At 29.1% G+C, this 23799-nt stretch carries 13 protein-coding genes and 5 tRNA genes; 3 read left to right on the forward strand and 15 right to left on the reverse strand.

What is annotated here, in order from left to right; translation table 11 throughout:
- Nucleotides 1-3299: 3299 nt before the first annotated feature.
- From fbaA to tkt, 3 genes are all read right to left on the reverse strand, one after another.
- Nucleotides 3300-4379: a class II fructose-bisphosphate aldolase gene (gene fbaA, locus ERCIPICE3303_RS01525; RefSeq protein ID WP_157990984.1), complete on the reverse strand. Its 1080-nt coding sequence runs from the start codon at nucleotides 4377-4379 to the stop codon at nucleotides 3300-3302.
- Between the two features lie 47 nt (nucleotides 4380-4426).
- Entirely contained in the window at nucleotides 4427-5626 is a 1200-nt protein-coding gene (locus ERCIPICE3303_RS01530) for a phosphoglycerate kinase (protein ID WP_157991298.1), read from the reverse strand.
- A gap of 1085 nt (nucleotides 5627-6711) precedes the next feature.
- Nucleotides 6712-8730 (reverse strand): transketolase, encoded by a 2019-nt coding sequence (gene tkt, locus ERCIPICE3303_RS01535; protein ID WP_157990985.1) that lies wholly within the window; start codon nucleotides 8728-8730, stop codon nucleotides 6712-6714.
- A 1303-nt stretch (nucleotides 8731-10033) separates the two neighbouring features.
- Between tkt and murB the strand changes: the two genes are divergently transcribed.
- Together murB and ERCIPICE3303_RS01545 are read left to right on the forward strand one after the other, a co-directional pair.
- Complete coding sequence (murB, locus tag ERCIPICE3303_RS01540) at nucleotides 10034-11074, forward strand: UDP-N-acetylmuramate dehydrogenase (protein ID WP_157990986.1); 1041 nt, start codon at nucleotides 10034-10036, stop codon at nucleotides 11072-11074.
- Nucleotides 11071-11958 (forward strand): biotin--[acetyl-CoA-carboxylase] ligase, encoded by an 888-nt coding sequence (locus ERCIPICE3303_RS01545; protein WP_157990987.1) that lies wholly within the window; start codon nucleotides 11071-11073, stop codon nucleotides 11956-11958. Before murB ends, ERCIPICE3303_RS01545 begins: the two co-directional genes overlap by 4 nt.
- A 643-nt stretch (nucleotides 11959-12601) precedes the next feature.
- Here the strand turns inward: ERCIPICE3303_RS01545 and mreD are convergent.
- The 3 genes from mreD to ERCIPICE3303_RS01560 form a co-directional block, all read right to left on the reverse strand.
- Nucleotides 12602-13105: a rod shape-determining protein MreD gene (gene mreD / locus ERCIPICE3303_RS01550; RefSeq protein WP_157990988.1), complete on the reverse strand. Its 504-nt coding sequence runs from the start codon at nucleotides 13103-13105 to the stop codon at nucleotides 12602-12604.
- Nucleotides 13106-13215: 110 nt separating this feature from the next.
- Nucleotides 13216-14136: a rod shape-determining protein MreC gene (gene mreC / locus ERCIPICE3303_RS01555; protein ID WP_157990989.1), complete on the reverse strand. Its 921-nt coding sequence runs from the start codon at nucleotides 14134-14136 to the stop codon at nucleotides 13216-13218.
- Between the two features lie 344 nt (nucleotides 14137-14480).
- Nucleotides 14481-15524: a rod shape-determining protein gene (locus ERCIPICE3303_RS01560; protein WP_157990990.1), complete on the reverse strand. Its 1044-nt coding sequence runs from the start codon at nucleotides 15522-15524 to the stop codon at nucleotides 14481-14483.
- Nucleotides 15525-17092: 1568 nt separating this feature from the next.
- Between ERCIPICE3303_RS01560 and ERCIPICE3303_RS01565 the strand changes: the two genes are divergently transcribed.
- A tRNA-Val gene (locus ERCIPICE3303_RS01565) sits at nucleotides 17093-17169 on the forward strand.
- Nucleotides 17170-17959: 790 nt separating this feature from the next.
- Here ERCIPICE3303_RS01565 and ERCIPICE3303_RS01570 read toward each other — a convergent pair.
- The 9 genes from ERCIPICE3303_RS01570 to minC form a co-directional block, all read right to left on the reverse strand.
- Nucleotides 17960-18739 (reverse strand): TatD family hydrolase, encoded by a 780-nt coding sequence (locus ERCIPICE3303_RS01570; RefSeq protein ID WP_157990991.1) that lies wholly within the window; start codon nucleotides 18737-18739, stop codon nucleotides 17960-17962.
- A gap of 338 nt (nucleotides 18740-19077) precedes the next feature.
- Nucleotides 19078-19785, reverse strand: a complete 708-nt coding sequence (gene mtnN, locus ERCIPICE3303_RS01575; protein WP_157990992.1) for a 5'-methylthioadenosine/S-adenosylhomocysteine nucleosidase — start codon at nucleotides 19783-19785, stop codon at nucleotides 19078-19080.
- 532 nt (nucleotides 19786-20317) lie between these two features.
- Nucleotides 20318-20394, reverse strand: a tRNA-Pro gene (locus ERCIPICE3303_RS01580).
- A 30-nt stretch (nucleotides 20395-20424) separates the two neighbouring features.
- Nucleotides 20425-20511, reverse strand: a tRNA-Leu gene (locus ERCIPICE3303_RS01585).
- A gap of 12 nt (nucleotides 20512-20523) precedes the next feature.
- A tRNA-His gene (locus tag ERCIPICE3303_RS01590) sits at nucleotides 20524-20599 on the reverse strand.
- 70 nt (nucleotides 20600-20669) lie between these two features.
- Nucleotides 20670-20746, reverse strand: a tRNA-Arg gene (locus ERCIPICE3303_RS01595).
- Between the two features lie 186 nt (nucleotides 20747-20932).
- Nucleotides 20933-21208, reverse strand: a complete 276-nt coding sequence (gene minE, locus ERCIPICE3303_RS01600) for a cell division topological specificity factor MinE (protein ID WP_157990993.1) — start codon at nucleotides 21206-21208, stop codon at nucleotides 20933-20935.
- 3 nt (nucleotides 21209-21211) lie between these two features.
- Nucleotides 21212-22024, reverse strand: a complete 813-nt coding sequence (gene minD / locus ERCIPICE3303_RS01605) for a septum site-determining protein MinD (RefSeq protein WP_157990994.1) — start codon at nucleotides 22022-22024, stop codon at nucleotides 21212-21214.
- 41 nt (nucleotides 22025-22065) lie between these two features.
- Nucleotides 22066-22764 carry a septum site-determining protein MinC gene (minC, locus tag ERCIPICE3303_RS01610; RefSeq protein ID WP_157990995.1) on the reverse strand — a complete coding sequence of 233 codons (699 nt, stop codon included), beginning with the start codon at nucleotides 22762-22764 and terminating at the stop codon, nucleotides 22066-22068.
- Nucleotides 22765-23799 lie beyond the last annotated feature (1035 nt).

Genomic DNA, 23799 nt, shown 5'->3' on the forward strand with positions numbered 1-23799 from the left:
TATTGAATAAAATATTGTTTTTATATTTATTTTTTTATTTTTAGATCAAATCTATTGATTTATATACATGCTTTGTCTCTAGCAAAAAAAGATTATTTTAATAACTAGATATCGAATATTTTTATATGAATTAAATTATTAATGTATTCGTGAATACATATATTAATTAGAAGATTATAAGACTGTCATTTACCTTCAGTAATAAAATACCATTTATGTAATCTATCTATGTTTTTTAGAAAAAAATTATAATTTGATAAATATCATCTTGAATAAATTACATATAATATATAATCTTCTATCTGTTTTGTATTTTTATTTTTTAAAAATAAATAATAGTCTATGCATCTTGATTTGTTGCAAACAATTAATCAAGTATCACTTCATATGTCAATATAACTGTAATAACAACTATATAATTATGATATATTCTAATAATATTAATTAGTTTATTATTAAGTGTTAGAAACATAATTAAGATAATGAGAACTATATTACTTCCTATTTTAATATCTAATATAATCTATTACAAAATATAATTATATATTTGAATATTAAAATAAGGTATATCATGACATCATCCTATCAATAATTTTTATTTTTAAAATTAAATATAATGAAATTATTAGTAGACGTGTTTTTTAAATAAATAGTAATTAATGATGAACTTATACTAATCATAATAAAATTTCTATAATACTACGCATATAAAGATTGAAGGCTTATTAGTTGAACACCAATACTATATTTATAGAAATTTAACACTATATGATACCCTTATCAAGGCGCTGATAATGCGAATAGATAATGTGTATCTTGCATTTGATGAAATTTAGATAGGATCTAATTCTAAAAGATTCAGAACATATATCTTAAATCAGGAAACCAATTTTCTCATCTATTTCAAAAAATAGATAATTATGTAATGTATATTTTAGATTCCATTCATATACATATTGTTGAATGATATTGAATAAATATGATCCATTTTCTAGATTTTTAGTTCTTTTAGATAAACTGGATTCTTCTTCTTATTATCTTATAAATTTAATTTATAGTCATGACTGCTAGATTCAGGTTCAAAATGATTCAATCAATCGTTATATTAAAAATAATCAGATTTATAATGTTAATGATGATAATTATTGGATTGGTAGGTTGCGGTTTTAAAGGCTCTTTATCTCCCTTCAAAGAAGGGGAGTGTGGATTCCATGTGATTCATAGTTTTTATTATAAAAATAGCATCATTCTAAATACTTCTTTCTGATTAAATATTAGTAATGATAATTACAGAATAAATCATAATACTATTCATTATAAGAATTGATAGTGTTATAACGATAGAGCATTTTAAATATTTCTATGATAAAAATAGCGTAATTACCATGTCTCGTGTGCTCTCATAACTTAAGATCTAAGAAATATTCTACTTACCTTTAATTTATCCATGTTACTGTCGATGACAGGTAGCATGCATTTCTTTAATTTTAGTTTTTATTTCCATGTTGTTTTCATAGCTATATACATTGGTTTAATCTGCTGAAATTCAAATCAAGCAATATTAATGAAGATGATTGTCTTGAAAAGGTTATGGCAAATTATAATAATGTATATTATCTTTTTACTAATCTGAAATAGAAAAATAGAATCAAATGTGACATTATTAAGATAATCAGAATACTTATTTCTCACCTGTCAAATTCCTACAGAGGATAATCAAATAAAGATAGAAAAATTAATAATGATGAAATATTATTTTATTTTATAAAAAAATTTAAATAATTACTGAATATTAAGTTATAAAGTTTAATAATTTTATATTAATTCTTTGAATAATCAGTAAAAGATGAAAAGTTATAAGAAGAACTTAGAGGAATCTGAATTAGTTGTTATTACTCACTTACTTATTAAATGTCAGAAAAAAAATAGAGCGTTGATATGGTAATAAAACTTTAGTGAACATAGTCTGTATAATTTAGTAACCTATTGTATTTCAAATATTGATTACTTTAATTCAAGTAAAATATTAGATGTATTACGAAAATAAATAATTTAGTGTAAACAACGAAATTTTTTTTCTATATTAGGAATAGACATAAAGATTATGTACTAATTAAATAGAGATTCACTAGTCAAGCTTTATTGAGGATAAGAAAAATGATAAATAATGATGAATAGAAGTTTATTCCTGAATATGCACCTATTAATAAGGGTTGATTATATAAGTGATACAGACCAGCATTTTTATGGCATGTTGAATAAACATACCATAATCTACTTCTGTTAATAACAGAAGTAGTGAATTATATACAGTTAAATAGCTCATGATTCTAGCTTATTAAACTATTCTATGTGATGATATGAATCATTACTAGACAAAGTGATTTCTGGTTTGTTACATTGATATTTAGTTTATTAATGAATAAATACAGCTAAATTAAATATCATGAAATTTTAATTTTTCATAATTACTCATTAATTGCTATAAATTGAGAAAGATTATATCTAATATCATTCATTATCACTTAATTTTTGATGGATTGTTTTAATTCATGGAAACATAAAGAAGTATTGGAAACTAAAAATAATTTAGTATAGACTATTTAATAATAATTTATTGAAATCTGTTGATATCTAAATATTTTATTGAATATATGAAATAAAAATATTTATTTCTTATCAAAATTTAATTATTTATATTGAAATATAGTTCTTACTTCTTTAATCAAGGTCTAGTTAATAGATTTATATATATTTTATAATATAATTCTCATTATAATTAATATTAATTGTTAATGTCTTATTTCTATTGTCAATTAGCATTGAATATAATCTCTAAATATCTTATTCCATATGAAATTAAATCTGAGACACATATCATTTTAGATCCATTCATATATCTATTAATTTAATACAATTCTGTCCTACTTTGACCAGTAGTTTTACCGATTTTATAATGAAATCTTTTTAATATATTTTTTTATATTCTCATTTATTTCTGCATCCCTATTTTTATTAGATCAATCTATGTACACTCGATTTTTTATTGACAGTGTATAAAATATACGTAATATTTCTTTATTATTAGGGTTAAATCCTGAATTATGTTTAGTTATTAGGATGCAAATACTAAATAATTGAGTTAATTTACTTTTTAAAATAATTTATAGATACAAATTCTATTTACCTATAGAATTATGGTTCTATAGACTTCTAATACGCCTGATCCTAAAAATCAGGTTTAAATTGTTCTAAACTATATGCTAACCACTATTTTGTGTGGTTAGCATAAAAATAAACTAAAGTACATTAATAGCATTTAATTGTTGGAAATAATACTCAAGACGGTTTACCATAGATACCTGGGATTCGCGTAACCATACTCTAGGATCATAAAACTTCTTATTTGGTTTATCATTTCCCCAATGGTTTCCTAGTTGAGTTTGCATAGAACATCTATTCTTTTTATAGTATTGAAGAACACCATCCCAGGATGCCCATTGCATATCGGTATCAATATTTACTTTAACAACACCAAACTGAATAGCTTCTTTAATTTCACCAGATGATGAACCTGATCCACCATGAAATACAAGATTTAATGGATTATGAGATAAGTTATGTTTTGTCATAACAAAGTTTTGTGAATCTCGTAAAATCACTGGATTTAATGTAATTTTTCCTGGTTGATAGACACCGTGGGCATTGCCAAAAGAAGCTGCAATTGTAAAGTTTGTGCTAATTGGATTAAGTAGAGTATAAGCATAGTTAACATCGATGGGACGAGTATAAAGTTTAGACATATCCATATGACTATTATCAATACCATCTTCTTCCCCTCCAGTGCAACCTAGTTCAATTTCTAGCGTCATGTTAATTTTTTTCATTCGTGATAAATATTGGCTAGAAATTTCAATATTCTTTTCTATAGTTTCCGAAGATAAATCAATCATATGAGAAGAAAATAAAGGGTTTCCAGTTTTTAAAAAGTAACTTTCCCCTTCTTCTAAGAGCCCATCAATCCAAGGTAATAATTCTTCTGAACAGTGATCGGTATGTAATATAACTGGAATACCATAGTATTTTGCCATTAAATGTGTATGCTTTGCTCCAGATACAGCTCCAAGAATAGCAGGTATGTGAGGTGGTTTTAACTCAAGTTGTTTTCCAGCAATAAATCGTGATCCATTATAGGAAAATTGAATAATTACTGGGGCTTGAACTTTAGAAGCAGTTTCCAATACAGCATTGATAGAATTGGTATCAATGCAGTTAATAGCTGGTATTGCAAATCGATTCTCTTTAGCTATTTTAAATACTGTTTGTACATCTTGACCAGTAATAACACCTGGTTTGACAAAATCTAAAATATTAGACATATTAAGTAGTCCTGCTTTATGAAATTAGTTAAATAGAATTAATAATATTAATTAGAAGACAAAGATGTCTGTTGTTTATTATATCCATAATATGTACGAGATTTTAGTATAGTCACCGCAGGTAAATCTTTACCTTCTATAAATTCTAGAAAGGATCCGCCTCCAGTGGATATATAAGAGATTTTTTCTTTGATGTCAAATAAATCTATAGCAGCTAGTGTGTCGCCACCACCTGCAATAGAAAATGCATTACTATCTGCAATTGCTTGAGCAATAATTTTCGTTCCTTGTTGAAAATGAGGTAATTCGAATACACCAACGGGACCATTCCAAAGAATAGTTTGCGCTGATTTTAATATTGTAGCCATGGACAGAGCAGTTTTATCACCAATATCTAAAATTTCTTCATTAATTTGTATTTCAGAGACTCGTTTAACAATAGATTCATTTTTTTTCAAATATGGAGTGGAAACACGAACATCAACAGGTACTGGGATGGAGAATGTATCACGTAGTTTTTTAGCTTGATTGAGGAAAGTTGGCTCATAAAGTGAATTTCCTACACTATTATCAATAGCAATAAAAGTATTAGCAATACCTCCTCCAATAATGACAGTATCAGCAATATTGACAAGTGAATTTAAGATATTAAATTTACTAGAAATTTTTGAACCACCTATCACGGCGATCATTGGACGAGATGGGTTTTTCATGGCGCTACCTAAAGCATCCAGCTCAGCTAATAAAAGTGGACCCGCACAGGCAACTTCAGCAAATTTACTGATTCCATGAGTAGAGGCTTGTGATCGGTGTGCCGATCCAAAAGCATCCATAACAAAAATATCACATAACGCGGCATATTTTTTAGAAAGAGTTATATCATTGTCTATTTCTCCTTTATTAAAACGAACGTTTTCTAGAACCATAACTTTCCCAGCAGATAAGTTAATACCGTTTAAATAATTTTTTACGAGAGAAACGTAATGTTCACCTAACTGTTCCTTTAGATAATTCACTACAGGTAAAAGAGAAAATTCTTCATTGTATTCACCTTCAGTTGGGCGTCCCATATGCGAGCTTATCATTACGTAAGCCCCCTTTTTAAGGGCTGTTTCGATAGTTGGTAAAGCAGCTAATATGCGTGAATAAGATGTTATTTGTCCTTCTTTAATTGGAACATTAAGATCAGAGCGAATAAGCACGCGCTTTCTAAAAAGATTTAGCTCAGTCATTCTTGCTATAGGCATCACTCCCCCCCTATTTATTAGTAATAATCTTAAAATGAAATTTATCTAATATAAAAATATTCAGATAGTTGTTATAGTGAAGACAGTTTTATTAGAGAAGTATTTCTATGTTGAGCTATGCTTACTTATCGTAATAAGTTAATTTTTAAATATTTTATAACCCTAAATAGTGCTTAATAGACCAAATATTGCTTTTAAATATAAAGCTGGTATAGCTTATCTTTTCTTATTACAGATTATATATCTATTTAGTTTTATCATAGTTAAATCGGTTATTATGGATATTTTATCAGTTCACTATATTTGAGTATAATGCAACTATTTTATATACTATTACTATAGAACTAAAATAATTGAATTATATGATATTGAAATCATCTTTAAATTTTTTAAAACACGCAAAGTATACATAGTGATATTATCTTGACCTATTCACTAAGGAGCACAATTATATTTAAAAATATATTTATCTAATTATGTTTAGATATAAGACTGATATCGGTATGAATTTCTTATAAAACTAATACAGGACATATATTTCAATAAATAAATAAAGCTTTCTATGCTAAATACAAATGATTTTGAGTTATGAGAATGGATTTTAACTAATTATATTTCTCAATAAATTTTTCATTGTATCTTTAAAATATAAGTGATCTTTTTCATCTAAAAATATTACAAATGGTATGTAGATTGTAACTTTTTGAAATTTTGATAGAATAAACATTATGATATTCCTTAATTTCTTTAATCTACTCCACGAAGGTGATAAGCATTGATCTGTATTTATGATTACTTAGATTAGATATTAATAGTAATTTTTATGTGGTTTGAAACCATCTCTATATTGTAAAATTCAATTACAACTTTTTCATACATACGTTGTTTAAAATAAGTTACTTTTCTTGCTGAAATCAATTAAAAGCTAATTAGTAAACATATTTAAAAAAAAGATAAAATACTAATTATTTACTATATGTCATTTCTAATAATAACCCTATCTATTTACTACTTAAAGGATATTCGCTAATATATATAGATGTTAATGCTAATGAGAATCACTCAGATAATAACAAAAAATATCTTTATTGAATTGGATTTGAGTCATAGGAATCAAGCAAGTTTTTTATCTTTTTTACTACGTTCTCTACTGTAAAACCAAATAGTTTAAAAAGTTTTTCTGATGGAGCAGATTGACCGAATTGGGTCATTGCTATAATAATACCATTAAGACCAACATATTTAAACCAGTAATCAGCTATACCTGCTTCAATTGCTACACGAGCAGTCACGACACTTGGTAACACTGATTCACGGTATGAATCATCTTGTTGATCGAACACATCAGTAGATGGCATAGAAACTACACGTAATCTATGCCCTTCCTTAGTGAGGACATGATACGCATTAACTGCTAATTCAATTTCAGATCCAGTGGAAATTATGATTAACTTTGGCTCACCTACGCAGTCTTGGAGAATATATCCACCACGAAAAACATTGGATAACTGTTTATCAGTTCTTTGCTGTTGTGTTAGGTTTTGACGAGAAAGAATAAGAGCAGTAGGCCCATCGTAACGTTCAACGGCAAATTTCCACGCAATTGCACACTCGACTTGATCGCAAGGCCTCCAAGTACTCATATTTGGTGTAAGACGTAAGCTGGATAATTGTTCAATTGGTTGATGTGTTGGACCATCTTCACCTAAACCAATAGAATCATGAGTATATATCATGATCTGCCTGGTTTTCATTAGCGCCGCCATGCGTACGGCGTTACGGGCATACTCAGCAAACATTAAAAATGTTGCGGTATACGGTAAAAAACCACCATGCAGTGCTATCCCATTAGCGATCGCGTTCATACCAAATTCTCGAGCACCAAAGTGAATATAGTTACCTTCTGGATTTTGATGAATAGGCTTAGATCCAGACCACATAGTAAGATTACTTGGCGTTAAATCTGCAGAACCACCTAAATACTCTGGCAAGTATTTTCCAAAAGCTTCAATAATATTCTGTGATGCTGCACGACTAGAAATATTTTTTGTGTTAGATTGTAATTTACGAATCAATGCATGTGATTGAGAATCCCAATTTAACGGTAATTCATTTTTGAGGCGTCTATTGAGTTCCTGAAAAAGGATAGGGAATTTTTTTTCATAGTGTCTAAATTGTTCGTTCCATATTTCTTCTTTTTTCTGACCAATATCCCTAGCATTCCATTGTCTATATATCATTTGTGGAATCTCAAATGGTTCGTAGTGCCAGCCTAATTTCTGACGAGTTAACAGGACCTCTTTGTCCCCAAGAGGCCCGCCGTGAGCTTGATTTGAACCACTTTTGTTTGGAGAACCAAAGCCAATTATAGTGTTAAATATTAGTAATGAAGGTTGGTTTTTAACTTTAATTGCTTCTTTAATAGCGTTTTCGATTGAAAAAATATTATGTCCATCTATATTACGTATTACATGCCATCTATATGATTCAAAACGTTGTGCAGTATCATCAGTACACCATCCACTAGTGTCACCATCAATAGATATACCATTTTTATCATAGAATGCAATTAATTTTCCTAGCTTTAATGTTCCTGCTAAAGAACAAGCTTCATGGGAGACCCCCTCCATCATGCATCCATCCCCCAAAAACACATAAGTTCGATGATCTATTATGGAATGTTGAGGTCTATTAAATTGTGAAGATAGAGTTTTCTCTGCAATAGCCATCCCAACCCCATTGGCAATCCCTTGTCCTAGAGGGCCTGTAGTTGTTTCTACACCTTCGGTATGAGAATATTCTGGATGCCCTGGTGTTTTGGAATTTAACTGACGGAAATTAGTTAAGTCACTGATTGATAAATTGTAACCACTGAGATGTAATAGGCTATAGAGCAGCATAGAGGCATGCCCGTTCGAGAGAACAAAACGATCACGATTAATCCATACTGGATTGTTTGGATTATGATTAAGAAATTTACACCATAAAACTGTTGCTATATCCGCCATGCCCATTGGGGCTCCAGGATGGCCAGACTGTGCTTTTTGTACCGCGTCCATACTTAATGCACGAATGGCATTAGAAAGTTCTCTAAAAGAACACATTCTTTACTCCAGGCTATATGTAATTCTTTACTGATTTAACTTAGTAAAAATGAATCACTGATTATAAAAAAATTAATAAAAAATTAAAAATTACTCTAATATAAAAGGTACATCTTATACCATTAAGAGTTTAAAATATTATATAATTTTATGATAATAATTAGGTAATCTATATTGATACGAATCAAAGTGTTCTTAAATATAGTGGAATAGCAAATTTAGTTCTTAATTACTAGTCAATAGTCTTCTAAGAAGATCTGTAATACTAAATTATAGATTAAACAGATTTTGATTACATAAGTAATATCACTTTTTCAGTATAAAATTGAAGAAAATACTCATAATTCTAAGGAGTTCTTCATTGATTTTCGATAGAAATAAATAAATATATTTTCTTTTATTTTTTATTTATAGAAATTGCAGTATTTTCTTGCAAGAAAGTGCTTTCAGTTACAAAAAATGTATATAATATTATATAGTCCTAATCATCATTTATTTTTAATAAATTACAGGACATAAGTGATTAATAATAACCTTATTTCATTAAGAAATTTTTCATCTGCTCTCTAATTTACATAAACAAATAAATCGGGATATTGTCATATATCATACTATATTTTATTTACCAGAAAATAAATAAAATTAAAAGATTTTAATCATCTTTTTCATCTATCTTAAAATATATATTTTAATAAAATAGATATTTTTTAAAACAATAATAATAAATTAGGATATGAGCATAATTCTGTTTTCTTTATTTTATTTGGTATATCTCATCCAGCAACTAGTTTATAAGTAATGAACTATAACAGATCCTGTTTTTCTAGATAGTTTGCTTATTATAAACTAAAACAACATCTTTAGTAATATAAATACCTTAGTCAGAATAGGATAAACACTGATGTAATAGATACTCCATTGATTTATTCATGTTATTTAATCAATATTTTAATTGATATATTGAATGATAGTTATCTATGCACCTGTATACTAATAATAATTAGAGTTCTCATTCTTATTTTCATTTATCTGATTAGATATTATATAAGCCTATCTAGAACGAACTTCCCTTCTCTCATAATATAAGAGATAATCGTTATTATCAATCACCCTACTTAATAATCGGAGCATTTCTATAATTAAAAAAAAATCTATTTTCTCTAACAAATGGATAGAACTCAATATTCTATAAAATATTATATAAAAAGATATTAGGTTTAATAAAATATTTTATTTTAACAGTAGTATATACTGTTTCTGAAAAGATTCACTGATAGTGAATTTAATTTGCAAAGGATTTTATATGTCCTATCATCAATTTTCATTAAAACAATGGCATACTTTTGGTATTGATGTTTATGCTAATAATATTGTTATAGCTAAAAGTAAAGCTGCTCTTTTTTGTCAATGTTGGCAGAAAAAAACTTGGAAGACTGAGCCAATATTATTATTAGGACAAGGTAGTAATGTACTATTTTTACAGAATTTTGATGGGAAAGTGCTCATTAATCGAATTAAAGGAATAAATATAGTGGAAACAACTGATTCCTGGTTGTTACATGTAGGTGCTGGAGAAAATTGGCATAAATTAGTAAAAATGACATTAGATAAAGGTCTTGGTGGTCTAGAAAATTTAGCACTGATTCCCGGTTGTGTTGGATCTGCGCCAATTCAAAATATTGGAGCTTATGATCTTGAATTAGATCAGGTTTGTGAATATGTAGATGTTGTCTTTTTGTCTGATGGAGAACACCGACGTTTTAACACTATAGAGTGTTGTTTTGGTTATCGAGATAGCATTTTTAAACATTCTTATAAAGATCAATATGTTGTTATTGCTGTGGGATTTAAATTGAAAAAAAAGTGGAAACCTATCCTTACTTATAGTCATTTACGTTATCTTAACCCAAAAACAGTGACACCCATCCAAGTATTTAACGCTATATGTCGGATACGTCGTAGAAAACTTCCAAATCCAAATATAATAGGTAATGCTGGGAGTTTTTTTAAAAATCCATTAATTACTACCTCATTAGCTTCCGATTTGCTTGTTCGTTATCCGAATATTCCACAATATTTACAAAAAGACGGTAAAGTAAAATTGTCTGCTGGTCAACTTATCGATCATTGTCTTTTAAAAGGGCTCCGTATTGGAGGAGCTGCGGTGCATAAAAAACAAGCTATAGTATTAATTAATACTGGTACCGCTAGTAGTGAGGATGTTGTAAATTTAGCTCGTATTGTCCGAAAACGTGTAGCAGAAAAGTTTAATGTTTTATTAGAACCAGAAGTATGTTTTATCTCTTCCAGAGGAATAACCGATTCTGTAGAGGTTATAACATGAGTTATCCTATAATACCTATGACGTTTATTAAGATTTTATCTGATGGAAAACTACATTCAAGTAACGAACTTATCCAACAGATGGGAATAAGATTAATAGATATTCATAATTATATCCAAATTTTAAAAGAAATAGGAATCAATATCTTAACTATTAGAGGTCAAGGTTATTGCCTAGGATTTTCTATGCATCTTTTAGATGAAAAAATTATTAAATCAGATATTACAGGAGGCCGTTTATCAATTATTCCAGTGATTGATTCCACTAATCAATACTTGATGAATTCTATTCCTAAATTACAAGTAGGCGATGTGTGTATAGCTGAGCATCAGAGATCGGGGTATGGTCGGCGAAGCCGACCATGGTTTTCTTCTTTTGGATCTAATCTATATTTATCTATATATTGGCGATTAAAAAATAACTTAGTATCCACGACAGGGCTTAGTCTGATTATAAGTCTCGCGATTGCTAATGTCCTACGAAAAATAGGGGCATCTAATATTAAAGTTAAATGGCCAAATGACATTTATCTTTATAATCGCAAGTTGGCTGGTGTTTTGATAGAACTAAAAAATCAAAATAGTAAATTTATAGAAGTAGTAGTTGGTATAGGAATCAATCTCAATATGCATGATCAATCACACGAAATTATGATAAAACATGGTGGAATAGATCTTCAGTCTATTGGAATTAGTGTAGACCGAAATGTTTTGTCAGCTTTAGTTATTAACGCTATTCGTAATGTATTAACACAGTTTGAACAACATGCATTATATTCATATATTACGCCAAAAACAAAAATATATGATGAGATTAACTGTCTCACTAGTCTTCTAAATGAAGAGTTGCAATATAAAAGAGATATGAAACAGGAATATATTTAGACAAGACTCTTGATTCTAGAAAAATAAGATGACTAAGCTTTTTCGAAAACATCTTAATATTGTATTTAAGTAAATCTAGTACCTCTCTTCATTCTATTTTCAACTGATATAACTAGTTAGAACTAAACAGAAACTATATGTTCCTAATACATTGAATTAGAAATAACTAAGTATCTATTTCGGTATATAGTTTTAAGTAAATTGATATTAGTTCTTATAGATAGATAAAAGTTTTATAAAAATTTATTGCACTAAATGTTTAAAAACACGTAAAATAGGTCTGTCAGATTAAAGTATTTGAAATTGATGCATCATTGTTAATGTGAACATATAATTTAAGTGATTACCAATCGAGTACATGATATTTGTATCACTTATTTCTACTTTAAGTGGATTAAGCTACAACATTTACTTACTTTTAACAATCAGAAAAAGATAATTCTATTCCACGTTTTTAGTTGGAAGATCAATTTAATAAACATACTTTTTCTTAATCTATCAAAATAGATTACAAATAATGATTTAGTTATTTTATGATGCTAAATAAGTAATTTTTTCTTACATGCACCAGACATGAAAACCTATATACTTAAAATAGTGATGTATAGATAATTAGTGATAACATTTGATGCTGTCAGTTTCACTAAAATACAACTTTTTTACTAGAACATAAGTGGTAATTAATCTTTTGCATTAATAAGAACATCCATGGCCAAACCATACCGTTAATTACTCCATTCCATAATTGTTCTGGGCAAAAAGTAATATTTATGATTAATAATTCTAAACCAAAAACCATCATATCCATTATCCATGAAAATATTATCACATATAATACTTGTTGCCATATCGGTAAGTTGAAAATTTTATAGTTTTGTCGGGAAACTAGATAAGTTATAACACTTAAAGCCAACGAGTGCACACCTAAGGTAGATCCATAAACAAGATCCGTTACTATACCTACTGCAAATGCAGTACTAATATTTATCTGATCAGGCGTTATTAATATCCAATAGATTAAGATTAATAATATCCATGAAGGGCGAAATGATGATAATAATTCAGGCCATTGGATGCCTTGCAATATTAATGCAGCTAAGAAGGATAACCAGATTACCCCATATCTACAGCTACGGAAAGAATTCATAGACTGTATCAGTCGATATAGTATTCAAAACTAGGAATATATTAGTTTTTATGCCTTTATTTATTTGGCAGTCAACTGAATATCTTTGCTGTTCTTGATGTTCAGTTATATTATTCATGATTGGTAAGTTCTGTAGAGCCATTTTCTTTTTTTTGACATTCTTCGGAAATGTGACGTATTGAATGGGGCATTTCTTGGTTTACTGTATAACGATTTTTAATCCACAAAAGAAGAAGGTATCTCAGGTTTTGTAAATTGGCTATTGGGTGTGCCTGAATAATCGAATAACCACGATGACTATCGTCTTTAACAGAAGAAATCACCGCAACAGGATAGCCTTCAGGGAAGCGACCTCCAAGACCAGAGGTAACTAGTATATCTCCACAACGTATATCAGCGTGATCCGGATAATATTCAAGTTGTAACTCTTTAGAACATCCATTTCCAGATGCAATAGCACGAAGATTATTACGTAAAATCTGAATGGGTAATGAATGTGATGCATCACAGATTAACAGGACCCGACTAGTATTTTTACTAACTAAAACTATCTGTCCAACTATGCCTTGGTCGCTGATAACAGGTTGACCTTCATAGACATTGTCCTCACTGCCTTTATCAATAATTACTTGATTCATATATGGGTTAGTGATAGATGAAATTACTTGTGTTATAATTTTCTTCTCATCTTGGTGTAGTGGAGATCTAAGCAAAGCCCTTAGATAAGCATTTTCTTTCTTAAAGTGATTTAACATAAGTAAGTCACTATTCTTTAGTATTATCTGATTTTGTAGTTCTTTATTTTTTAGATCTAATTTATAATGAGAAGTTGATATTTGAGATAAATAATCTAATGCTTGACGAGGCATATTTACAAGAAAATAAAATGCACTAACAGCAGTATTCATATATGTACGAATAGAAGAAAATACTTTAAATTGATTATCAGAAATCATCATGAGAATTCCAAGAATAATTGCCATTAGTAGATGTAAGCGAATGGAAGCAACTTTACTAAATATTGGTTTCATAAATTAAAATTTTATCCTCTTGACTGTTTAGTTAATACGTATCTACTGATGACAGAGAGGTATTCTTTATGAAATACAGTCAAGATAATATATGACATAGCTTACCCGTTTATTTTTATAGGTGTATATAGTGATTAATACAATCAATATTGTCTCTCTAGCTAATTAGAGACTAGTATCTAGTAATATTGAGTTGATTAGAACTTATGTAAACTATATATTCTTTTTTTACAAAATTAGTATGTTTTTATACATATTACTTTTGTTTTTGGTAAAAAAATTGTACATTATTTTAGATAATAAAAATCTTACCTATAAAGATAATCAATATTTTAGAAAAATTATTAGTCTTCACTAAATAAATCCCCTCCATGTATATCAATCATCTCTAAAGCTTTACCACCTCCTCGAGCTACACAAGTAAGTGGGTCTTCTGCAATAACTACAGGAATACCAGTTTCTTGCATTAATAAACGATCTAGATTGCGTAACAAAGCGCCACCACCAGTCAGCACTATACCTCGCTCAGAAATATCAGATGCTAATTCAGGTGGGCACTGTTCTAAGGCAACCATTACAGCACTAACGATACCGGTTAAAGGCTCTTGTATTGCTTCTAGTATTTCTTGAGAATGTAATGTAAACGCACGTGGCACTCCTTCCGCTAAGTTTCTTCCTCGTACTTCAATACCACGTATCTCATCACAAGGATAAGCAGATCCAATACCATGTTTAATCCGCTCAGCAGTAGCTTCACCAATAAGAGAACCATAGTTTCGTCGAACATAATTAATAATGGCTTCATCAAAACGATCACCCCCAATTCGAACAGAGGAAGAATACACCACACCATTCAGTGAGATTACTGCAACTTCAGTAGTACCACCTCCAATATCAATGACCATAGATCCAGTTGCATCAGAGACTGGGAGGCCTGCTCCAATAGCAGAAGACATTGGCTCTTCAATTAAGAAGACTTCACGAGCCCCAGCACCTTGAGCAGATTCACGAATTGCACGACGCTCTACTTGTGTAGCGCCGACTGGAACACAGACTAATACACGAGGACTTGGGCGCATAAAGCTATTACTATGTACTTGTTTAATAAAATGTTGTAACATCTTTTCAGTAACAAAAAAATCAGCGATTACACCATCCTTCATTGGGCGAATAGCAGCAATATTACTGGGAGTACGTCCTAGCATCTGTTTTGCAGCATAGCCAACTGCTGCTACGCTTTTAGGGGTACCAGCACGATTTTGCCGAATTGCAACGACAGAAGGTTCATTAAGTACGATACCTTGTCCTTTCACATATATAAGAGTATTCGCAGTGCCCAAATCAATAGAAAGGTCGTTGGAAAAAATGCCACGGAATTTTTTAAACATACTATCAAGATAATCCTTTAATCTAAATATATTCTAATTACTAAAATTCTTAAATAAAATAGAATACCTGTTAAATAAATAAGCACCTATCATAGAAATGATGTTGTTTTTATATTGTTCACAACAGATTTTAATCAAGGATAAAGTATACCAAGTATATTCTTATAATATCTATATAGAATATACATATTAGTTCGAGCTATTTGAGTAACTATTTTGATCATTTCATGTATGTAATAGCATGCTTCATGCTATCATGGCTAGTACTATAAGTACTAGCGATATGATATTACTGTTTTAAGTACTTTAATATAGTTACTTTTTTATCTTTCTTTTATATTTTACTCTAGAATTGTACTGTCATGCTTCACTAGGTAAAACCGTTCAAAATATTTAACACTACATGTTAAAAGGAATGCTAAATTCTAAAAGATAAGAAAATTATCAGTATAATTTACAGTTGTATGACTAGATGCTAAAATTGATGATATTGGCTGATAATTTGACAATTAAATTAGTTTTTTTATCTTTTTTGATTGTAGAGAAAATAGTATTTTTTCATAATAGCACATTGCATAATCTATAAAATGACTATAAACTAGATTAGTTCTATATCCATATATGGATTTATGATAAATATATTTACTAATTTATGTGATTATTTATAATAATTAAATGATTCTCATATTGAATAGATCCTACAAATGAAATAATCATGTCTTCATTAAATATTAAGTTTTAAATCATCGATGTATAATTTACATATAATGAAACTATATTAGTGTCATATAATATAATATCAAGAACCTATTTATTATAGTAAAATTATAGGTGATCTATATCAGTAGATCACTGATAAAATTAAATATATTATATATCTTATAGAGAACTGAATGATCAGTACGCTGTATATCTGTATATATCTGAAAACAACTAAACGATCCCAATATTTATGTAATCAGAAAATAATTCTTTAATTATTTTAGTTTTAGATTTATTTCATCGAGTCGTTATTTAAGATAATCAAGATATGATAGAATCATATGAAAAAATTAACATGAAATATAATACATCTTTGATGTATTATATAACATATTATCACCAATTAATATGTGTATTTTTCTGATTTTAACTTATCATAAAGTATATTCTGAAAGAAAATTTTCTGAAATAACACCTAAATTTAGATTTAAGTAGTAAGTATTAGATTAGTATAAAAATGTATAATTCCAATATGATGGTGAGAGTATTTATATTTTTATTATATTCTGAGACTATAATAAGTTTTAATCTATCTATCTATTATAATAGATAGATACCTTGCCTATACTATGATATAGTGAGCTTTATTTTATTGCTAATAAAAGATTAAAATAGTCTTAATATAATGTAGTTTAGAATTAATAGGATTGAGTAAAGTTTAAAGATAGTTAATTTGGATCTGTTAAAATCTTTTCATCACGCAAGTAAGAAAAGATAAAGATAATAATGATTATCAAGCTTTTTCTACATAGACTAGAAAATTCCTAATCATATATCCATACATAGTGACACTAATCAATATATATGCGTCCGTAGCTCAGTTGGTTAGAGCACCACCTTGACATGGTGGGGGTCAGTGGTTCGAATCTGCTCGGACGCACCATTATTAATAGATAATATTAATCAATACACAGATAAGATCTAATCTTTTTTAAGAGTTTAAAATTATATTTATATATGTAGAAAAAAGTAAAAACGTATAACTACACTCAAGAAATAAAATCCATAGTGATATAATCTAGAATAAACAAACATAATACTAATGTTAGATATAAAATATAATGTTTAGCGAATATGTATTTTACACTTTAATATCAAATCTTTTATAATAAAAAGGTACAATTTATAATTAAAATATTATGCTAATAATATTTTATATTAAAATATATTGAATTTTTATTCAATTACAACATGACTGTGCGCATTATAGATTCTATACATATCAGTATTTAATAATTACAATTAAGAAAGATTACAATTGAATCACAAATTGTTGTAATTTTAGAACTAAATTTTAATAATGCTTGAAATAATCTAAAATATCATAAAATATATTACTCTTTTAATGTATCAACTGGACGTATAAAGATTCATCTTGCTCATCAATGAATATGAGATATAAATAAATTATGTTGTAGATTATTGATCTATTATAAAATTTTACATGAATAAAATAAGATGAAAGACCTTAAGTTAGAAGATCTTTATGGATGTATTTGACGTTCTAGTAACTATATCTCGATTACATAAGTAGAGAGATTAAGTAATAATTTTTATTGTTATCAACTGTTAATTATTGAAATACAAAATAAAATATAGATAGGAATGCGCTGACAGATTATTGATATACTAATATTACTTTTTTGGCTTTAGGGTTTTCATAAAATTATTTTCTAAATAGAAAAGAATTTATGGGCATTCAATGTGGTTTGTGTATCTAATTCCATGAGATCCTCTTTTCGTAAAAATGCTACTTGTTGTAGAATATACGGTAAAAAACTAGGCTCATTACGTTTTGATAGTGGTAAAGGGTGTATATCTTGAGGTAATAACCAAGGGGAGTCTGTTTCGAGTAATAATTTTGTATAGGGGATTAAAGGTATAATCTTACGAAGCTCTCCTCCTCTATTTTTATCAGAAATCCATCCTGTAATGCCAATGAATAAGTTTTCATCTAAGCAAGATCGCAATTCTGTATCCGTTCCAGTAAAGCAATGCAGTACAGCTCCCTTTAGTTTAGGTATAAAAGGTTTAAGAATAGACATAAAAGAATTATGAGCCTTGCGACAATGCAAAAAAACTGGTAAGTTCAGTTCTACTGCTAGTTCTAGTTGAGATTGAAACACATAGATTTGTTGTTTTGGTTCTGAAAAATTACGATGAAAATCTAACCCGCATTCACCAATAGCTACTACTTCAGGGTTATTAGCTAAACAACGAAGTGTACTGTAAGAATCTTCTGACCATTTATTGGAATAATGAGGGTGCACTCCAGCAGTAGACCAGCAATAATTTTTGTTTTCTTGGCTTAGGCTAAGCGCTTTATTACTATTGTGCACATTAGTCCCAATAATAATTATACCAGTTACACCTACCCAACGTGCACGCTTTAAAATATCCAAATAATCTTTTGCAAATCGAGAGCTAGTTAGATTTACACCAATATCAAACATAATTTTTCCTTAATCACTCCTTGAATATCATAGAGTCAACTTATACACATTATTTTATAATAAACCTGAATGTTTTCACTTAAATTTGAGAATTACTTTTGACAAGAAAATCCACTCGAAGACTTAAAGTAAATAAAAAACAACAATTTTTCATTATTCGGAAATATTAATATAGAACATAAAATATTAGAAGAAGAATGTTATCATTCATGGTTTATTCTAGATTACATGAAATATAGAGGTTTTTCTTATTATAGTGCAATATTAATTTCATATTAATGAGCACTAGATCGCATTAATGATAATTAAATACTATAATCTTCTGATAGAAAATACATTTAACATGAACTTTGAGTAATCAAATAATATAGAAACGATTCTATCATTAAAGATGAGTTAGAGGACGCTAAATCTAGAAAATGGTTGAAACTACAAGGTGATTCTTGATCTGCTATATCAGAAACAGAGCGTATAACAATAAAAGGAATAGAGAATTGATAGCAAACGTGACCAACAGCAGCAGCCTCCATATCTACTGCAATAGCTCCTGGAAAAATATTGCGAATATTTTTTAGTAGAACACCGCCATTAATAAATGCGTCTCCACTAACTATTAAACCGCTTACTGAATGTAAGTTAAGCTGTTTTGAACATAATTGTGCCACAGTAATTAAGTGCTTATCAGCCTGAAAACTTACTGGACACCCTATCATTTGACCTCGTGCATAACCACATGCAGTAACATCTACATCATGATACATTACTTCATCTGAAATAATAATATCTCCTATTTTTAATAAGGGATCGAGACCACCAGCTGATCCTATATTAATTATTAGGTCCGGTTTGTATAGATATAGAAATAAAGTGCTACTTAATGTCGCTGCAACTTTTCCGATTCCTGATTTTAAGAGAAATATCTCTATATTATTTAACATGCCAGAATAAATTTCAGATCCTACTAACAAAATCTTTTTTTTGTTTTTAAGTTTGTTGCGCAATGGAACAATCTCAGCTTCCATAGCACCAATAATACCTATTTTCATATAGCAAATCCCTAATCCATGTGGAATATAATTGCGATTGACCTGAGAAGGAAATGATCTCTTAATTATTGCAATACATTTCTTTTATCCGAATCCTATTTAAGATCTCATTAAGACATTAATAATAAACTAAGTTCTAAATAAAACCGTATGATGCTACATCATATAGATAAATTGGTATAATTATCATATAGTTAAATGATACCTATCTAATTAATAGAAATTAATAATTATGAGTAAATTCTTAGATTATCAACATAGTCATAAATAAGTTACTAAAAAATCTCTATTTAGACTGGTTTGCCAACTCCAACTATTATATCTATGTATATTGATATTTATATTGATGTAGAGTAAGTGTAGAGTAAATTAGACATATAGCATAGATGTAGATTTTCTATTAAAAATAGAAATGATTATAGGATATCTTTTCTTTGTTTACAGCGGTATGATTATTCTCTGATCGTCTTTCCTATTTAAACTAGGAAACCTTTTTAACTGAGAGGGGATTTTATTTTTACTTATAATTAAATGGTCGGCGAGAGAGGATTTGAACCTCCGACCCACTGGTCCCAAACCAGTTGCGCTACCAAACTGCGCTACTCGCCGAATGCTAATAAATAAATCAATAGCTTTATATGGTACGAAGAGAGGGACTTGAACCCTCACGCCTTTTCAGGCGCTAACACCTGAAGCTAGTGCGTCTACCAATTTCGCCATCTTCGTATATCAGTTAATTGGGGTGGCTAATGGGGCTCGAACCCACGACAACTGGAATCACAATCCAGGACTCTACCAACTGAGCTATAGCCACCGCACCTCTCATATATAACTTTGCTTAATGCAGTGTATGGCAAGCCATTAAATATTTTAAATAAATAACATGGCGCACCCGACAGGATTCGAACCTGCTACCTCTGCCTCCGGAGGGCAGCGCTCTATCCGTCTGAGCTACAGGCGCAGAACATCCTTACATATTAATATTCTACGGACAAGATATCTATCTGTCTACTACTTTTCATAAAAATGATGTTTTCATTCTTCAAAATATTTTATTTATGGATATCAAAAATAATGTTAAAGGTTTTTAAAATTTATAACAATATCAGTTCGTGTGCTTATATAGCAGAGTTATATCAATGGTAGATCACTTAGTAGATGTCTCTGTTTCTTTCTCAGGAAATGTAATATTTAGTTCAAGAATAGATATATTCTGATCTTTTTGGTCTAACCTGACACTTAACATTGCTGGATCAATTTTTAAATACTTACCGATTACTTCCAATAGTTCTATTTTTAATTGAGCTAAGTAATGAGGTTCATAGTTTGATCCTCTACGTTCTGCTACAATGATTTGTAAACGCTCCTTAGCTATATGTGCTGTATTTTTTTTCCGGGATAAAAAGAAATCAAGTAGAGGCATTGTTTATCCTTTAAATAGACGTGCTAAAAAACTTTTCTTTTCTTCTTTAATAAAACGAAATGGAATGTCTTTTCCAAGTAGTCGATCTACAGTATCAACGTAAGCTTTTCCTGCACTAGATTCAGAATCTAAAATCACCGGTTTACCCTGATTAGATGCACGTAAAACAGATTGATCTTCAGGAATAACTCCAACAATTGGAATACGTAATATATCTAAGACGTCTTGCATGCTTAACATATCACCACGATTAACTCGACCTGGATTATAACGAGTCAAAAGTAGATGTTCTTTGACAGGTGTTGTAGAGATCTCTGCACGCTGAGATTTAGAGGACAGAATACCAAGTATCCGGTCAGAATCGCGTACAGAGGAAATTTCTGGATTAGTTGTAACAATAGCTTCATCAGCAAAGTACAGAGCTATCAACGCTCCTGTTTCAATTCCAGCTGGTGAATCGCAAATAATGAATTCAAATTCCATTTGATGTAGATCATCTAAGACTTTTTGGACGCCATTACGGTTTAATACATCTTTGTCACGAGTTTGTGAAGCAGGTAAAATAAACAAATTCTTAGTGTGTTTATCTTTAATCAGTGCTTGATTCAAAGAGATATCACCATGTATAACATTGATAAAATCATAGACAACACGACGTTCACAACCCATAACTAAATCTAAATTACGTAGTCCAATATCAAAATCAATTACAACAATTTTTTTGCCATTTTGAGCTAGACCAGTAGCTATAGAAGCGCTGGAGGTAGTTTTACCTACACCTCCTTTACCAGATGTAACAACGATTATGCGTGACATATATAATCTTTCCTTAATCAAGAAAGGGTTTTGGGCATTAATCAAGTCAATTTTTGTAGAGTTAAGATACCTTTTTCAATATACAAGCGCGATGCTTTGCCAAAGCAATGAGGAGGTATCTGTTCGATCATCCAATATTGTCCAGCAATAGATAGTAGTTCTGCTAACAAGTGAGTACAAAAAATTTGACAATTTTCATCTCCATGCGCTCCTGCCAATGCACGTCCTCGCATACTACCATAGACGTGAATATTACCGTCAGCAATCAATTCTGCTCCTTCGCTCACACTATTTATGACAACTAAATCAGTATGTTTAGCATAAATTTTTTGACCAGAGCGAACTGGAGAGAAAATCAGTCTTGTTTTACATTTCTCCTTTACTTGATCAGGAGGACTCTGAGAGAGATATACGTTTCTATTAGAACTATTAATTACACTTTCATTAAGTATGGGAAGACCTGAATCAATGATAATCTTCTTTAATTTTTCATCCCTGCATCCACTGACACCAACAATACATAATCCTGTTTCTAGGATCGATTGTTGTATATAGTGCCAGTTTACTTTGCTACTTAACATAGAGATATTCACAACAATTGGTGCAGTTTTTAAAAAAGTAGGTGCATTATCTATTTTCTTTTCAATTGCTGTACGTATGATTTGGTGGTCAGTATCATATAGATAAAGTACTAAAAACGTAAAATTACTTCCTTTGAAATCGATTGGTGAGCGTGACATGGTCTGACTCTATATATAGAAATATTATTTTAAAAAATCTTCGTCAGTATTATAAAAACATATCTTAGAAGATAAGAATATTATTCATAGTACTAATTTTATTCCTGTTCTAACAAATCTATTAGTTAGATAGTTGTGTTATATATTATCAATTATTTACAGATTCCATATTTTTTAAATTTATAGACGATGGTATAGAATTTTGATTAGTTGTTATCGTAATATTGCATCTTTATATAGATAGATGTCCAACCTTGTTATATTAGAAATAGGAATCATTGATTATAAGGATAAGATAAGATTTGAATATATATCTAATTAGATATTAATCGTATATTATTTTATAATAGTATATGAGAATTCAATTTTCATCTTGCTCTATTAAGATCAAGAATCTCGCTCTCAGAGAGACTCTATCATAATAGTATCCTAGATTATCTTCAGTATTTTTTTCTTAGACTATATTCTGATCGTATTGGATTTTATCCTAAGTAATCTGATGAAGAAGATTTAACTAGTTAAAGAAGTATTAATAGAAGTAGTCTATTGTTAGTTATTTAATAAATTTTTTCATTTTTTATACTAAGAATCTATGATAAATAAGACAAATATAATAAATAAGGACAGTTTTTACAAAATAGCGTCCTTCTCATTAGAGAATATGAATCATATAGTAAAGAAATTAAAATATATAAAATATATAAAATGAATTTTATTTTTAATATATAAAATAACTTAGAATTTATTTAGTTAAAAATTACCTATATACGTTATTAATATATGAACATACATTAAAATTATATATAATTAGATCTATGTACGGAAGATGATATAGTAATTCAAAATTCTTGCTTTATGATGAAAGCAATTGATGATATAAATATCAATCTATCTATTTTAGACCCCATTATTTCTCCAGGAGAAACTTGTTATTATGCTTTCATAATCTTAATGAAAGGTTTGAACATTCATTTATATATCTAAGTCTTAATATTAATCTAGCCGTAAACTATTTTTATGATTCTTATTTAGTAA

Origin of the sequence: Candidatus Erwinia haradaeae (genome assembly GCF_900699015.1) — a bacterium.
In the GTDB taxonomy this organism is placed as follows: Bacteria; Pseudomonadota; Gammaproteobacteria; order Enterobacterales; family Enterobacteriaceae; genus Erwinia_E; species Erwinia_E haradaeae_E.

Excerpts from the sequence above, each read along its gene's own strand:
- fbaA (WP_157990984.1), bottom strand. The coding sequence starts at position 4,379 with ATGTCTAATATTTTAGATTTTGTCAAACCAGGTGTTATTACTGGTCAA.
- ERCIPICE3303_RS01530 (WP_157991298.1), bottom strand. The coding sequence starts at position 5,626 with ATGCCTATAGCAAGAATGACTGAGCTAAATCTTTTTAGAAAGCGCGTG.
- tkt (WP_157990985.1), bottom strand. The coding sequence starts at position 8,730 with ATGTGTTCTTTTAGAGAACTTTCTAATGCCATTCGTGCATTAAGTATG.
- murB (WP_157990986.1), top strand. The coding sequence starts at position 10,034 with ATGTCCTATCATCAATTTTCATTAAAACAATGGCATACTTTTGGTATT.
- ERCIPICE3303_RS01545 (WP_157990987.1), top strand. The coding sequence starts at position 11,071 with ATGAGTTATCCTATAATACCTATGACGTTTATTAAGATTTTATCTGAT.
- mreD (WP_157990988.1), bottom strand. The coding sequence starts at position 13,105 with ATGAATTCTTTCCGTAGCTGTAGATATGGGGTAATCTGGTTATCCTTC.
- mreC (WP_157990989.1), bottom strand. The coding sequence starts at position 14,136 with ATGAAACCAATATTTAGTAAAGTTGCTTCCATTCGCTTACATCTACTA.
- ERCIPICE3303_RS01560 (WP_157990990.1), bottom strand. The coding sequence starts at position 15,524 with ATGTTTAAAAAATTCCGTGGCATTTTTTCCAACGACCTTTCTATTGAT.
- ERCIPICE3303_RS01570 (WP_157990991.1), bottom strand. The coding sequence starts at position 18,739 with ATGTTTGATATTGGTGTAAATCTAACTAGCTCTCGATTTGCAAAAGAT.
- mtnN (WP_157990992.1), bottom strand. The coding sequence starts at position 19,785 with ATGAAAATAGGTATTATTGGTGCTATGGAAGCTGAGATTGTTCCATTG.
- minE (WP_157990993.1), bottom strand. The coding sequence starts at position 21,208 with ATGCCTCTACTTGATTTCTTTTTATCCCGGAAAAAAAATACAGCACAT.
- minD (WP_157990994.1), bottom strand. The coding sequence starts at position 22,024 with ATGTCACGCATAATCGTTGTTACATCTGGTAAAGGAGGTGTAGGTAAA.
- minC (WP_157990995.1), bottom strand. The coding sequence starts at position 22,764 with ATGTCACGCTCACCAATCGATTTCAAAGGAAGTAATTTTACGTTTTTA.